Source organism: Dactylosporangium thailandense, assembly GCF_059739745.1.
In genome coordinates this window covers 6,805,406-6,818,640 of sequence record NZ_AP029195.1, presented here as the reverse complement: position 1 = coordinate 6,818,640, position 13,235 = coordinate 6,805,406, and the positions used below count along the sequence as shown (strand labels likewise).

At 74.7% G+C, this 13,235-nt stretch carries 13 protein-coding genes; 12 read left to right on the top strand and 1 reads right to left on the bottom strand.

The features are described 5' to 3' along the window. Nucleotides 1–21 precede the first annotated feature (21 nt). The 12 genes from AC6JBM_RS30145 (at nt 22) to AC6JBM_RS30090 (ending at nt 12,308) form a co-directional block, all read left to right on the top strand. Nucleotides 22–987 carry a Gfo/Idh/MocA family protein gene (locus AC6JBM_RS30145; protein ID WP_497977416.1) on the top strand — a complete coding sequence of 322 codons (966 nt, stop codon included), beginning with the start codon at nt 22–24 and terminating at the stop codon, nt 985–987. Between the two features lie 112 nt (nt 988–1,099). Further along, nucleotides 1,100–2,242 (top strand): sialidase family protein, encoded by a 1,143-nt coding sequence (locus AC6JBM_RS30140; RefSeq protein WP_497977415.1) that lies wholly within the window; start codon nt 1,100–1,102, stop codon nt 2,240–2,242. A gap of 45 nt (nt 2,243–2,287) precedes the next feature. Continuing rightward, nucleotides 2,288–3,883: an ABC transporter substrate-binding protein gene (locus tag AC6JBM_RS30135; protein ID WP_497977414.1), complete on the top strand. Its 1,596-nt coding sequence runs from the start codon at nt 2,288–2,290 to the stop codon at nt 3,881–3,883. A gap of 41 nt (nt 3,884–3,924) precedes the next feature. Continuing rightward, the gene (locus AC6JBM_RS30130) at nt 3,925–4,881 is read left to right on the top strand and encodes an ABC transporter permease (protein ID WP_350609383.1); all 957 of its coding nucleotides are present in this window, start codon (nt 3,925–3,927) and stop codon (nt 4,879–4,881) included. Nucleotides 4,882–4,891: 10 nt separating this feature from the next. Then, a complete protein-coding gene (locus AC6JBM_RS30125) occupies nt 4,892–5,794 on the top strand; it encodes an ABC transporter permease (protein ID WP_433607999.1) in 903 nt (300 codons plus the stop codon). Further along, a complete protein-coding gene (locus tag AC6JBM_RS30120; RefSeq protein ID WP_497977413.1) occupies nt 5,791–6,792 on the top strand; it encodes an ABC transporter ATP-binding protein in 1,002 nt (333 codons plus the stop codon). The genes AC6JBM_RS30125 and AC6JBM_RS30120 overlap by 4 nt, the downstream gene beginning before the upstream one ends. Continuing rightward, on the top strand, nt 6,789–7,820 hold the full coding sequence (locus AC6JBM_RS30115; protein ID WP_497977412.1) for an ABC transporter ATP-binding protein: 1,032 nt from the start codon (nt 6,789–6,791) through the stop codon (nt 7,818–7,820). Before AC6JBM_RS30120 ends, AC6JBM_RS30115 begins: the two co-directional genes overlap by 4 nt. Further along, the gene (locus AC6JBM_RS30110; RefSeq protein ID WP_497977411.1) at nt 7,817–8,794 is read left to right on the top strand and encodes a succinylglutamate desuccinylase/aspartoacylase family protein; all 978 of its coding nucleotides are present in this window, start codon (nt 7,817–7,819) and stop codon (nt 8,792–8,794) included. Before AC6JBM_RS30115 ends, AC6JBM_RS30110 begins: the two co-directional genes overlap by 4 nt. Continuing rightward, nucleotides 8,791–9,765: a Gfo/Idh/MocA family protein gene (locus AC6JBM_RS30105; protein WP_497977410.1), complete on the top strand. Its 975-nt coding sequence runs from the start codon at nt 8,791–8,793 to the stop codon at nt 9,763–9,765. The genes AC6JBM_RS30110 and AC6JBM_RS30105 overlap by 4 nt, the downstream gene beginning before the upstream one ends. Further along, the gene (locus tag AC6JBM_RS30100) at nt 9,758–10,180 is read left to right on the top strand and encodes a hypothetical protein (RefSeq protein WP_497977409.1); all 423 of its coding nucleotides are present in this window, start codon (nt 9,758–9,760) and stop codon (nt 10,178–10,180) included. The genes AC6JBM_RS30105 and AC6JBM_RS30100 overlap by 8 nt, the downstream gene beginning before the upstream one ends. Continuing rightward, nucleotides 10,177–11,256: an alpha-hydroxy acid oxidase gene (locus AC6JBM_RS30095; protein ID WP_497977408.1), complete on the top strand. Its 1,080-nt coding sequence runs from the start codon at nt 10,177–10,179 to the stop codon at nt 11,254–11,256. The genes AC6JBM_RS30100 and AC6JBM_RS30095 overlap by 4 nt, the downstream gene beginning before the upstream one ends. Next, a complete protein-coding gene (locus tag AC6JBM_RS30090; protein ID WP_497977407.1) occupies nt 11,253–12,308 on the top strand; it encodes a Gfo/Idh/MocA family protein in 1,056 nt (351 codons plus the stop codon). The genes AC6JBM_RS30095 and AC6JBM_RS30090 overlap by 4 nt, the downstream gene beginning before the upstream one ends. Here AC6JBM_RS30090 and AC6JBM_RS30085 read toward each other — a convergent pair. Next, nucleotides 12,254–13,231: an acetylxylan esterase gene (locus AC6JBM_RS30085; RefSeq protein ID WP_497977406.1), complete on the bottom strand. Its 978-nt coding sequence runs from the start codon at nt 13,229–13,231 to the stop codon at nt 12,254–12,256. The genes AC6JBM_RS30090 and AC6JBM_RS30085 overlap by 55 nt on opposite strands. Nucleotides 13,232–13,235: the final 4 nt, after the last annotated feature.

The following is a 13,235-nucleotide window of genomic DNA, read 5'->3' as shown; positions in this document are numbered from 1 at the left end:
GACGACACGATGCTCATCGGCGTGAGCGGGCTCGGTTCGATCGGCCGGCAGCACCTCGCGGCCTTCGCGCAGCTGCCCGGGGTCCGGCTCGTCGCGTTCGACCCCGATCCCGGCCGGCGCGCCGCGGCCGAGGCGCATCCGGCGGTCGAGCGCGCCGTGGCCGACTACGCGGACCTGCTCGACGCCGGGCCGGGCGCGGTGGTCATCGCCGGACCCGACCACGTCCACGTGCCGCAGCTGCGCGCCGCCGCCGACGCGGGCGTGCCGCTGCTGGTCGAGAAGCCGGTCGCGGCCGGCCTCGCCGAGGCCCGGGACGCCGCCGCGCACGTGGCGCGGGCCGGGACGCCCGCGCTGGTGGGGTACGTGCTGCGCCACCGGCTCGTCGTCCAGCGCACCCGGCGGCTCCTGGCCGCGGGCGAGGTCGGCGAGCCGGTCGCGGTCCACGTCATGCTGGGCGCCTACGGCACCATCGAGGCCGCCGTGGACCGGTTCGGCACCCCCGAGCCCGACCGCCTCTACCGCGACTACTCCCACGAGTGGGACTACCTGCGCTGGTGCTTCGGCCCGATCACGCGCGCCTTCGCGGCGGCGCGGACGGTCGAGTCCGTGCCCCACGTCGAGCGCCCGAACTGCGTCGACGGGCTGCTGGAGTTCGCCTCGGGCCTGCGCGCCACGTTCCACCTCGACTACCTCGAGCCCGTCGGCACCCGGACCGTGCAGGTGCTCGGCACCGGCGGCGCCCTGCTCGCCGACTTCGGCCGCGGGAACATCACCACCCGGACCAGGACCCGCACCGAACTGCACGAACTGCCCGAACCGCCGGCCGCCGCGCTCGCCCGCCAGGCCGCCCACCTCGTCGCCGTCGCGCGGGGCGAGGCCGAGCCCGTGGTCACCCTCGCCGACGGCGTCGCCGCGCTCGCCGCGTCCGAGGCCGTCCGCGCGGCCGCCGCGACCGAGCGGTGGCACGCCCTGTCGTTGCCGGATTGAAACGCGCGTGCCGCATGACTCCCGCGCTCCGATCTTGACCCCGATACCACCACGGTCTACATTCCCAAAAAATAAAACGCACGATTCACTAGATGAAACGCGGGAGGCTCGGGTGACGCAGTTCCAGATTGCCGGCGTGGGCGTGGTCGTCGACGCGGTCCCCGCGATGTTCCCAGGGCTCACGCGCACGGGCGGCGGCGAGCTCGTCGCGTCGTTCTCGACGGTGCCGGACGGCTGGCCCGGCGGCACGGTCGGCGTGGTGCGCTCCGGCGACGAGGGCCGCACCTGGTCCGCGCCGCAGATCGTGGCCGCCCCCGGCGACGGGCAGGACGCGATCCTCAACGCGGTCGCCCTCACCACCCTGCGCGACGGGACGCTGCTGCTGCCGTACAACGGCGTCCGCTGGACCCCGGGGCTCGGCGTGGCCGGGCGGGTCATCTCGGCCCACCTGCTGCGCTCGGCCGACGGCGGCCGCAGCTGGACCGGCGGCGAGCCGATCGACCTGGACTTCCACAGCCCGGCCGTCTACGGCGAGATCGTCGAGCTGGCCGACGGCCGGCTGCTGTGGCCGGTCTGGGGCCAGCGCACGGCGGCGGAGCGGTGGCGCTCGGCGCTGCTGGTCTCCACCGACGCCGGCGCGTCCTGGAGCGTCGGCTCGACGATCGCGTTCGACCCCGACGCCCGGCTCGCGGGCGCCTACGCCTCACCGGAGGTCTCCGGGCTCGGCGCCGACGGCAACCCCGACGTCTCGGTCACCACGGACCCCGCGTTCCGGCCGCACAGCCCGATCGACGGGTTCAACGAGACCACGGTGCTCGACCTCGGCGCCGGGCGCCTGCTCGCGATCGTGCGCCAGCAGGGCATCGGCGGCGACACCACGATGCGGCTGTACCGCGCCGAATCCGCGGACGCCGGCGCGACGTGGAGCCCGTACGTCCCCCTGGGCTTCACCGGCATGTCCCCCCTGCTGCACCGGGCCGAGGACGGCAGCCTGCTGCTGGCCACGCGCCGGTGCGCACCGGAAGGCGGCGACGACACCCCCGGTGTCGAGGTGCGCCGCAGCCACGACGAGGGCCGGTCGTTCTCCGACCCGCTCCCGCTGGCCGACCCGCACGGGTACCGGTACACCGCCGAGTACCAGTGCGGCTACCCCGCCATGGCGAACCTGCCCGGCGGCGACGTCCTGGTCATCTTCTACAGCTTCGCTCCCAACCGGGGCCGCTACGTCGCGTGGAATCAGCTCCGGCTCGCGTAGACCCCCGTTGACCAGTCGTTTTTGACTCCTGGAAGGCTCATGATCATGCGACGACACACCCGCGCCCTGCTGGCCGGCCTCGCCGTGCTGGCCCTGGCGCTGGCCGGCTGCTCCGGCCCCAGCGGTGGCGACGCCGGCGGAAGCCGTGATGCGACCGTGCAGCTCTACCAGGCCCCGCGCGGGTTCAACCCGCTGCTGGCCTCGATCGGCCCCGACCACCTGATGGAGCAGCTGCACTGGGACTCCCTGGTCTCCGCGGCCGGCGACAGCACCTACGGCGCCCGGCTCGCCGAGCGCTCCGAGGTCAGCGCGGACGGCAAGACCTGGACCTTCCACCTCGTGCAGGGCGTGAAGTGGAGCGACGGGACGCCCTTCACCGCGAAGGACGTCGTGTTCACCTACAACCTCTACGCCAACCCGAAGAGCGGCAGCGGCTACGTCGGCAAGTTCGCGAACGTCAACGGGGCCAAGGCCTTCAAGGACGGCACGGCGACGAGCGTGGCCGGCTTCCAGGCGCCCGACGACAACACCTTCGTCATCCAGCTCGACCAGCCCAACGTCGCGTTCCTCGACGAGCTCGTCCAGCCGATCATGTTCATCCTGCCCGAGCACGTCGTCGGCAAGTTCCCGGTCGACGGGCTGACCAACAACCCGTTCTGGCGCAACCCGACCGTCGGCCTCGGCCCGTACGTCTTCTCCCGGTGGGTCACCGCCGACCAGGTCGAGTTCAAGGCCAACCCGAACTACCGCAAGAAGCTCGGCCTCGACCGGGTCTTCGCGCAGTACCTCACCACCGACGCCGCCATGGCCCAGCTGCAGACCGGCAAGCTGGACTACGCCCAGGTGGCCGCGCCCGACGCCAAGCGCGTCGAGGGGCTCAAGGGCGTGAAGCTGCAGCGGGCCGAGGGCCCCGGCATCTTCGCCCTGCACACCGCGGTCGACTCCGGCAAGCTCGCCAACCCGCTGGTGCGCCAGGCGATCATGTACGCCATCGACCGCGACGCCCTCGTCAAGCAGGTGCTCAACGGCGAGGGCAAGGTCGTCGACACGCTCGTGCACGGCCCGTCGTGGGCGGTGCCGTCCGGCCTCACGCACTACGGCTACGACCCGGCGAAGGCCAAGGCGCTGCTGGCCCAGGCGGGCTGGAACCCGGCGACCGAGGTGCGCATCGAGCTCACGCCCGGCCAGCGCGACCGCGACACCGCCGCGACCATCATCGCGGCGCAGCTCAAGGAGGCCGGCATCAACGCCAGGGTGCAGAACTACCAGGCGGCCGAGCTGTCCCAGGCGATCGGCAAGCGGGACTTCGACCTGCTGATCTCGTCCTACGGCCTGTTCACCATCGACCCGGCCTCGATGAACGCCCGGCTGTCGTGCGCGGCCGTCGGCGGCACGAACATCACCGCCTACTGCAACAAGGACCTCGACGCGCTGCTGAAGCAGGGCATCGCGACGAAGGACCAGGCCCAGCGCCAGCAGATCTACGCGCAGGCGCAGAAGATCGTCAACGAGCAGATGCCGATCCTCGTGATGTACGTGCCGAACACCATCGCCGCGACCAGTGACCGGCTCAAGGGCTTCCAGCTCAACCCGTCGGTCGTGGACGCCTTCTGGAACGCCGCGGACTGGTCGGTGAGCTGACCTCGCCCCCGACGGCCGCGTCTCGATAGGAGAGTGAACATTTGATCGCGTTTCTCGTCCGGCGCCTGCTGGTGTCCGCGGTGGTGCTGGTCGGCATCAGCGTGCTGCTGTTCGTCCTGCTGCAGCTCATGCCGGGCGATCCGGCCGAGATGATGATCGATCCGATGTCGTTCTCCGGCGACCGGGACGCGGCCGTCGCGCTGCGCCGCCACGAGCTCGGGCTCGACGCGTCGCTGCCGGTGCAGTACTTCCACTGGGTCGCCGAGCTGCTGCGCGGCAACCTCGGCTTCTCGTTCAGCAGCGGCCAGCCGGTCACGCAGGTGATGGCCGAGCGGCTCGGCCCGACGGTGTCGCTCATGGGCACTGCCCTGCTGATCTCGCTGCTGGCCGGCATCCCAATGGGGATCGTGGCCGCGCTGCGGCGCAACAGCGCCGTGGACTACGGCACGACCGTGGTGAGCCTGCTGGCCATCTCGGTGCCGAGCTTCTTCGGCGCGCTGCTGGGCATCTACGTCTTCGGCCTCAAGCTCGGCTGGGTGCCCACCAGCGGGATGAACTCGATCGGCGGCGGCGGCTTCCTCGACTCGCTGCACCACCTGGTGCTGCCCGCCTGCATCCTGGGCTTCGCGCTCGCCGGGCCCTACGTGCGCTACGCCCGGGCCGGCATGCTCGAGGTGCTCGGCCAGGACTTCCTGACCACGGCCCGCTCCAAGGGCCTCACGAGACGACGAGTCATCGGCCGCCACGCCCTGCACAACGCGCTCATCCCGCTCGTCACCGTGGTCGCGATCCAGATCCCGACGCTGTTCGCCGGGGCGGTCGTCGTCGAGCAGATCTTCGCCTGGCCCGGCATGGGCCGCATGGCGCTGGACGCCGTGCTCGCCCGCGACTACCCGATCCTGCTGGGCTTCGTGATGGCGGTGGCGGTGCTGGTCCTGCTGTGCAACCTGCTGGCCGACGTCGCCTACGCGCTCATCGACCCCCGAATCCGGCTGTAGGAGGCCCCCGATGACTGTCACGGACGTCCCGGCCCCCGCGGCCGCCCCGCCCTCGGGCGCCGGGCACGCCTCGCCCGGCCGGCTCGCCGCCCGCCGCTTCTTCCGCCACCGCCTCGCGCTCGCCGGGCTGATCATGCTCGGCCTGTTCGCGCTGGCCGCGATCGTGCTGCCCTGGATCCTCGGCACCGACCCGAACCAGGTCATCCCGACCGCGATCCGCCAGCCGCCCGGCGCCGGGCACCCGCTCGGCACCGACTCGGCGGGCCGCGACGTGCTGGCGCGGCTGCTCGTCGGCGGCCGGATCTCGCTGCTGGTCGGGCTCAGCTCCGCGCTCGTGGCCACGCTCATCGGGCTCGTGCTCGGCGCCGTCGCCGGCTACTTCGGCGGCTGGGTCGACGGCGTGCTGAGCCGCTTCGCCGACGTCGTGCTCGCCTTCCCGAGCCTCATCGTCATCATCGTCGTGGCCGCGTTCGTCGGGCCGAGCCTGCCGACGCTCATCCTGTCCATCGGGCTGTTCGGCTGGCCGACGCCGTTTCGCATCGTGCGCGGCCTGACGCTCTCGCTGCGCGAGCAGGACGCGCTCGTCGCGGTCGCCGGGCTCGGCGCCGGGCCGCTGCGCATCCTGCGCCGCCACGTCGTCCCCGTCGTCGTCGCCCCGCTGACCGTCGTGGCGACCCTGGCCGTCGCCCAGGCGATCCTGCTCGAGGCGACCGTGTCCTTCCTCGGCCTCGGCGTGCCGCCCCCGACCGCCAGCTGGGGCAACATGCTCAACGACGCCCAGTCGCTGACCATCCTCGAGACGATGCCGTGGCTCTGGCTGCCGCCGGGCATCGCGATCGCCCTGACGATCCTCGCCGTGAACTTCATCGGCGACGGGCTGCGCGACGCCGCCGACCCGAGGAGGGGCCGGTGACCGGGGCTCCGCTGCTGTCGGTGACCGGCCTCGTCACCGAGTTCGGCGTGCACGGCGGCGTCGTGCCCGCGGTCAACGGGGTCTCCTTCGACGTGTACCCGGGGGAGACCGTCGGCATCGTCGGCGAGTCGGGCTCGGGCAAGAGCGTCACCGTCATGTCCGCCCTCGGGCTGCTGCCGTCCACCGGGCGGGTCGTCGCCGGCCGGGCCGAGTTCGGCGGCCGGGACCTGCTGGCCCTGCGCGAGCAGGACCTGCAGCACGTGCGCGGCAAGGAGATCGGGCTCGTGTTCCAGGACCCGATGACCGCGCTCAACCCGGTGATGACCGTCGGTGCCCAGGTCGCCGAGGGGCTGCGCCGCCACCAGGAGGGCCTGACCCGCCGGGCGGCCGCGGCCCGGACGGTCGAGCTGCTGGCCGAGGTCGGCATCCCGGACCCCAAGCGCCGGGCGCGGCAGTACCCGCACGAGTTCTCCGGCGGCATGCGGCAGCGCGCGATGATCGCGATCGCGATGGCGAACCGGCCGCGGCTCATCATCGCCGACGAGCCCACCACCGCGCTGGACGTCACCATCCAGGCGCAGATCCTCGACCTGCTGCGCCGTGTGCAGGCCGAGACCGGGGCCGCGCTCATGATGATCACCCACGATCTCGGGGTCATCGCGGAGATGACGCGGCGGGTCATCGTCATGTACGCCGGCCGCGTCGTGGAGACCGCGGACGTCGACACCACCTTCCACGCCGCCCGGCACCCGTACACGCGGGCCCTGCTGCAGAGCCTGCCGAAGCTGTACCACCGCGTCGACGAGCTCCCCGCGATCGGCGGGCAGCCGCCGAACCCGCAGCACCTGCCGGACGGGTGCGCCTTCCGGCCCCGGTGCGCGCGCAGCAACGGCCGCGAGGCCTGCCTGACCCGTCCCGAGCTGTTCGAGACCGGCCCCGGGCACCGGGCCGCGTGCCACTTCCACGCCGAGGCCGTCGAGGAGGAGGTGCCGGCATGAGCGGTACGGAGCGAAGCGGAGGTGCCGGCGTGAGCGAGCCGTTGTTGCGGGTGGACGGGCTGGTGAAGCACTTCCCGATCCGGGGTGGCGTGCTGCAGCGGCGGCAGGGCTGGGTGCACGCGGTCAACGGGGTCTCGTTCGACGTCGAGGCCGGGCAGACGCTCGCGCTCGTCGGCGAGTCCGGCTGCGGCAAGTCGACCGTCGGGCGCACCATCATGCGCTTCCACGCGCCGAGCGCCGGGCGGGTGCTGTTCGACGGGCGCGACCTCGGCACGCTGCCGACGAAGGCGCTGCGGGGCGTGCGGCGCGATCTGCAGTACGTCTTCCAGGACCCGTACGCGTCCCTGCCCGCCCGGATGCCCGTCGGGGACATCGTCGCCGAGCCGCTCGCCATCCACGGCATCGGCGACCGCGCCGGGCGCCGGGACCGTGTCCGGGAGCTCTTCGAGCTGGTCGGGCTCCCGGCCGAGGCGGTCGGGCGGTACCCGCACGAGTTCTCCGGCGGCCAGCGCCAGCGCGTCGGCATCGCCCGCGCCCTCGCGCTGGAGCCGAAGCTGCTCATCCTCGACGAGCCCGTCTCCGCGCTGGACGTGTCGATCCAGGCCCAGGTGGTGAACCTCCTGGCCCGGCTGCAGCGCGAGCTCGGCGTCGCCTACCTGTTCATCGCGCACGACCTCGCCGTGGTGCGTCACCTCGCGCACCGGGTGGCCGTGATGTACCTCGGCCACGTCGTCGAGTACGGCGACGCCGACACGGTCTTCACCACGCCGTCGCACCCGTACACGCAGGCGCTGCTGTCCGCGGTGCCGGTGCCGGACCCGCGGCTGCGCGACCCGGACCGGCGGCGGCTGCTCACCGGCGACGTGCCCAACCCGGCCGACCCGCCGTCCGGCTGCCCGTTCCGCACCCGGTGCTGGAAGGCCGAGGACCGCTGCGCGACCGAGCGCCCGCTGCTGCAGGTGCGCACCCCGTCCGGCGCCGAGTCGGCGTGCCACTTCGCCGAGCAGGAAGCGATGGCGACACCGTGAACTGGTGCCAGGAGAGGATCTCGGCCGGCCCCGACGGGCCCGGCGTCACCGTCCACGAGCTGGACAGCGGGCACGACGGGCCGACCGTCGTGGTGCTCGGCGGCGTGCACGGCAACGAGGTCGGCGGGATCGTCGGGGCCGGGCGGCTCACCACGCGCGCGCTCGACCTGCGGGCCGGTCGGCTGCGGGTGGTACCGGTGACGCACGAGGCGGCGTTCGAGGCGGATTCGCGCACCGGGCCGGCCGACGGCGGCAACCTGGCCCGGTCCTTCCCCGGCGACGAGCGCGGCACCCCGACCCAGCGCCTCGCCGACCTCGTCGCGCGGCGGCTCATCCGCGGCGCCGACGTGCTCGTCGACCTGCACACCTCCACCCCGGCCACGGACATGCCGTTCTTCGCGGGCGGCCTCGACGACGGCGGGGACGCGGCGACCACGGGCGTCGCCCTGGCGGTCGCGTTCGGCGCCGGCCTGGTCTGGACCCACGGGAGCCTCGGCCCCGGCCGCACCCTGACCCTGGCCCGCGACCTCGGCATCCCGGCGATCTACGTCGAGTCGCCCGGCGGCGGCGTCCTCGACCCCGCGCTGCTGGACGGCTACACCGGCGGCGTCGTCAACGTGCTCGCGCACCTCGGGATGGTCGCGGAGCCGGCGACGCCGCCGCGGCCGCCCGCGCTGTGGCTGCACGGCGACGGCGACACCGACAGCTTCACCGTCGCGCCCGCCGCCGGGCTGTTCCTGCCCGGGGTGCGGCTGCTGGACCGGGTCGAGCGCGGGCAGGCGGTGGGCCGGGTGCTCGACCCGCGCGGCCGCGAGCTCGCCGTCGTCGAGGCGCCCGAGTCCGGCCACGTGGCCACGCTCCAGCGGTTCGCGGCGGTCGCGGCGGGCACCCCGGTCGTCGGCGTCGCCCCCGCCCGCCCGGCCTCGCTCGGCCTGCCGTCGGACCGCATCCACGCGCGGGCGGTGCCCCGGTGATCGGCGTGGCCCTGCTCGGCTCGGGCGCGATCGCCCGCGACCACGCGGCCGCGTTCGCGCGCGTCGACGGCGTGCGGGTCACGCACGTGGTCGGCACCGATCTCGCGCGGGCCCGGCGGATCGCCGCGCTCGCGCCCGGGTGCCGGGCCACGACCGACCCGGCGGAGGCGTTGACGGACCCGGCCGTCACCGGCGTCGTGGTCTGCGGGCGCACCGGGGACCACGTGGACCGGGCCCTCGCCGCCGTCGCCGCGGGCCGCCACGTCGTCATCGAGAAGCCCCCGGCCCGCACCCTCGCCGCGTTCGAGACCCTCGTGGCCGCGGCGCGGGCGGCCGGGGTGCGCCTCATGGTCGGGCAGACCACGAGGTTCCAGCCGGCCGTGCGCACCCTCGCGGCGGCGGCCGCGGCCGGCGAGGCCGGCACCCCGAGGCTGCTGCACCTGGCCTGGTACGTCGGCCACGTCTGGCCCGGCGGCTGGAACAGCTGGCAGCTGGACCCGGACGCGTCCGGCGGCCACCTGGTGCACAACGGCATGCACCCCCTCGACCTCGCCGTCGCGCTGCTGGGCGGCCGACCCGTGCGGGTCTTCGCCCGCGGCTGGTGCACCCACGCGCCCGGGATGGCGACGCCGGACAGCTTCCACGTCACCGTCCGCTTCGACACCGGCGCGCTGGCCCTCGCCGAGCTCTCCTACGGCCTGCGGACGCCAGGGGCGATGCTGCGCCGCATGGTGCTCACGGGCGACGCGGGCGCCCTGACCCACCACACCGGCGGCGACCCGGTCCTCGGCGGCGCCCCGCCCGCGTCGGTCGCCGACGCCCTGTACCAACAGGCCGTGCACACCGCCGACGTCTTCGCCGGCCGGGCCGAGCCGATCGTCACGCTGGAGCAGTCCCGCGCGGCCCTCGCCGCGGCCCTGGCCGCCCAGCGCTCCCTGCACAGCGGCCGGCCGGAGCCGTGCGATGCCTGAGCGCGTGCGGGCGTGGGTGGAGGCCGGCGGGCTCGGCCTCCCGCGCAGTGTCAACGTCGAGTGCCACGACCTCGCCGCCGCCGTCGGCCTGGCCCGGACGCTGACCGGGTGCGAGCCGGTCGAGGTGTTCGCGGAGGCGAGCGGCGCCGTCCTCGTCGCCTCGATGCTCATGACGCACGGCGTGGTCGCCTCGCTCGTCGTCGGCCCGGTGCCGGGGACGGGCTCGGCCCGGCTCATCGGCTCCCACGGCCACACCGAGATCGACCTGGACGAGCCCTCGGTGCGCCACCACGGCCCCGGCGGGGTCCGCCGGATTCCCGTCGAGCCGCAGATCGTCCACAGTGGACCAGCGATCGTCGTCGAGGCGGTCGGGCGCTCCCTCGCGTCCGGGCGCCCGGAACGGGTGCACCCATGACAGACCTCGTGAATACCGACCTCGTGAATCTCGCCGACTACGAGAGCCGGGCGCGGGAGCTGCTCGACCCGGCCGCGTACGACTACATCGCCGGGGGCGCCGACGCCGAGGTGAGCCTCGCGCTGCCCCGCCGGGCGCTCGACGCCATCCGGCTGCGGCCCCGCGTCATGGTCGACGTCACCGTGTGCGACCTGGCCACGACCGTGCTCGGCACGCCCGTGCCCGCCCCGATCCTCGTCGCCCCCTCCGGCGACCACGGCATCGCGCACCCCGACGGCGAGCTCGCCACCGCCCGCGGGGCCGCCGCCACCGGCACCCTCCTGGTCGTCAGCTCCGGCGCCACCTACCCGCTGGAGGACATCGCCGCGGCGGCCGACGGGCCGCGCTGGCTGCACGTGCCGCTCCTGCGCGACCGCGCGGCGGCGCTGGACCTCGTGCGGCGGGGCGAGGCGGCCGGGTACACGGCCGTCTGCCTGACCGTCGACCACAAGGTGATGGCCAAGCGCGAGCGCAACATCCGCAACCGCTGGACCACCCCGCCCGCCGCGAACCTGAGCGGCGTGGCGGCGGCCGGCTGGGACGTCGACGGCACCGCGATGCGGCGGCGGTTCGACGCCGTCCTGGACCGCTCGGCAACCTGGTCCTATGTGGACTGGCTGGCCGAGCGGACCCCGCTGCCGATCGTCGCCAAGGGGATCCTGGCCGGCGCGGACGCGGACCTGGCGGTGCGGGCGGGGGCCGCGGCCGTCGTCGTGTCCGACCACGGCGGGCGGCAGCTCGACACCGCGATCGCGCCGATCGAGGCGCTGCCCGAGGTCGTCGCCGCCGTCGGCGGGCGGGCCGAGGTCTACGTCGACGGCGGGTTCCGGCGCGGCACCGACGTGCTCAAGGCGCTCGCGCTCGGCGCCCGCGCGGTGCTGCTCGGCCGCCCGGTCATCTGGGGCCTCGCGGCCGGCGGCGCCGACGGGGTCGCGGCCGTCCTGCTCATGGTGCGCGACGAGCTCGAGCGCGCGATGGCCATGTGCGGGCTGCCGTCCCTCGCCGCGATCTCACCGGAGGTGGTGAAGGTGCCATGACGGTCAGGGAAGGCATCGGCGTCGGGATCGTCGGATCCGGGTTCATGGGCCGCACCTGGGCCGCCGTGGCCGACGGGCTCCCCGGCGCGCGCGTCGCCGCCGTCGCGGGCGGGCGCCGGGCGCCCGGGCTCGCGGCCGAGTTCGGCGCCCGGCTGCACGCCGGCGTGCCGGAGCTGCTCGCCGACCCGGACGTGGCCGTGGTCGTGCTCGCGAGCCCGCCGGCCGCCCACCGCGAGCAGGCCGTGGCCGCCGCGCGGGCGGGGCGGCACCTGCTCGTGGAGAAGCCGATGGCGCAGACGCCGGACGAGTGCGCGGCGATGGTCGCGGCCTGCTCGGCCGCCGGGGTGCGCCTCGCGGTCGTGTCGCAGCAGCGGTACCGCACGATCCCCGCGACGGCGAAGCGCCTCATCGACGAGGGCGCGATCGGCCGCGTGACGATGGTCCGCGCGATCGGCCCCGAGGTCGGCTTCTGGGACACGGCCGTGACCCGCGACGAGTGGAAGCTGGACCCGCGGCAGCAGACGGCGTTCGCCTCCTGGGGCGCGCACGCCTGCGACCTGCTGCGCTGGTTCACCGGGGCCGAGGCCGAGGTGGTCTTCGCGCTCTTCGGCGCCTACGCGCCGGACCCGCCGCCGCTGCGCAGCGCCATGGTGACCTACGGGCTCACCGGCGGGGCGATGGCCCAGCTGTGGATGAGCTACGACGTGCCGCGGCCCGGCCTCGGCAGCGGGCTGCAGTTCCACGTCACCGGCACCGAGGGGATGCTCGAGCTCGACGCGTACGGGTCGCTGCGGCTCGGGCGCGGCGACGGCTGGACGGAGGTGGCGCGCCAGCCCGGCTTCGACGCCTCGGACCCGCGCGACCCGGTGCGGCTGGGCGCGTACTCGGCCCAGCTCGCCGACCTCCTCGACGCCGTCGCGGCCGGCCGCGACCCGCACGTGACGGGCCGCGACGGCCTGCTGACGACGGCGATGCTGCACGGCGCCGAGCGCTCGGCTCAGCTCGGCGCGAGCGTCCGGCTGAGGAACGACAGCGTGTCCGCCTCCTGGTAGACCTCGCCGCCCTCGTGCCCGTTGTAGGGCCAGACGCAGATCTCCTTCGGCCCCGCGTAGTGGTTGTACGCGGCGTACACCGTCGACGGCGGGCACACGTCGTCCATGAGCCCGACCCCGAACTGGGCCGGGGCCGTCGCGCGGGCGGCGAAGTTGACGCCGTCGAAGTACGCCAGCGTCCGGAACACCGGCTCGACCTCGGTGCGCCGCGCCTTGAGGTACTGCGCGATCTCGGAGTAGGGCGCCTTGTCCGTGATCTCGGTGGCCCGCCGGTAGTGGCACAGGAACGGCACGTCGGGCACGATCGCGGCCACGTCCGGCACGAGCGCCCCGGCGGCGAGGGCGAGCCCGCCGCCCTGGCTGCGCCCGTAGACGGCGACGCGGCGCGGGTCGACCGCCGGGTGGGCGCGGACCGCCTCGACCGCGCGGGCGGCGTCGGTCATGATGCGGCGGTAGTAGTACCGGTCCGGGTGGCCGATGCCGCGGGTCATGAAGCCGGGGTACTGCCCCGTGCCCGGATCCGGGTCCGGGTCGGGCGTCACGCCGGGCCGCCACGCCGAGCCCTGCCCGCGCGAGTCCATCACCAGGTGCGCGAAGCCGGCCGCGCTCATGAACAGCCGCTGGTGGGCGAGGCTGCGGCCGCTGCCGTAGCCGACGTACTCGACCACCGCCGGCAGCGGCCCGGTCCGGTGGCGGGGCAGCAGCAGCCAGGCCGCGACCCGCTCGCCGTTCCAGCCGGAGAACCGCACGTCGACGACCTCGACGGTGCTCAGGTCCGGCTCGCCGGGGCGGAACTCGGGGGCCAGGTCGTGCTCGCGGGCGGCGGCCAGGGTCCGCGCCCAGAAGTCGTCGAAGTCGGCGGGCTCGGTGCGCTCCGGCCGGTACGCGCGCAGCTCCTCCAGCGGCTTGTCGAACAGGACCATCGGC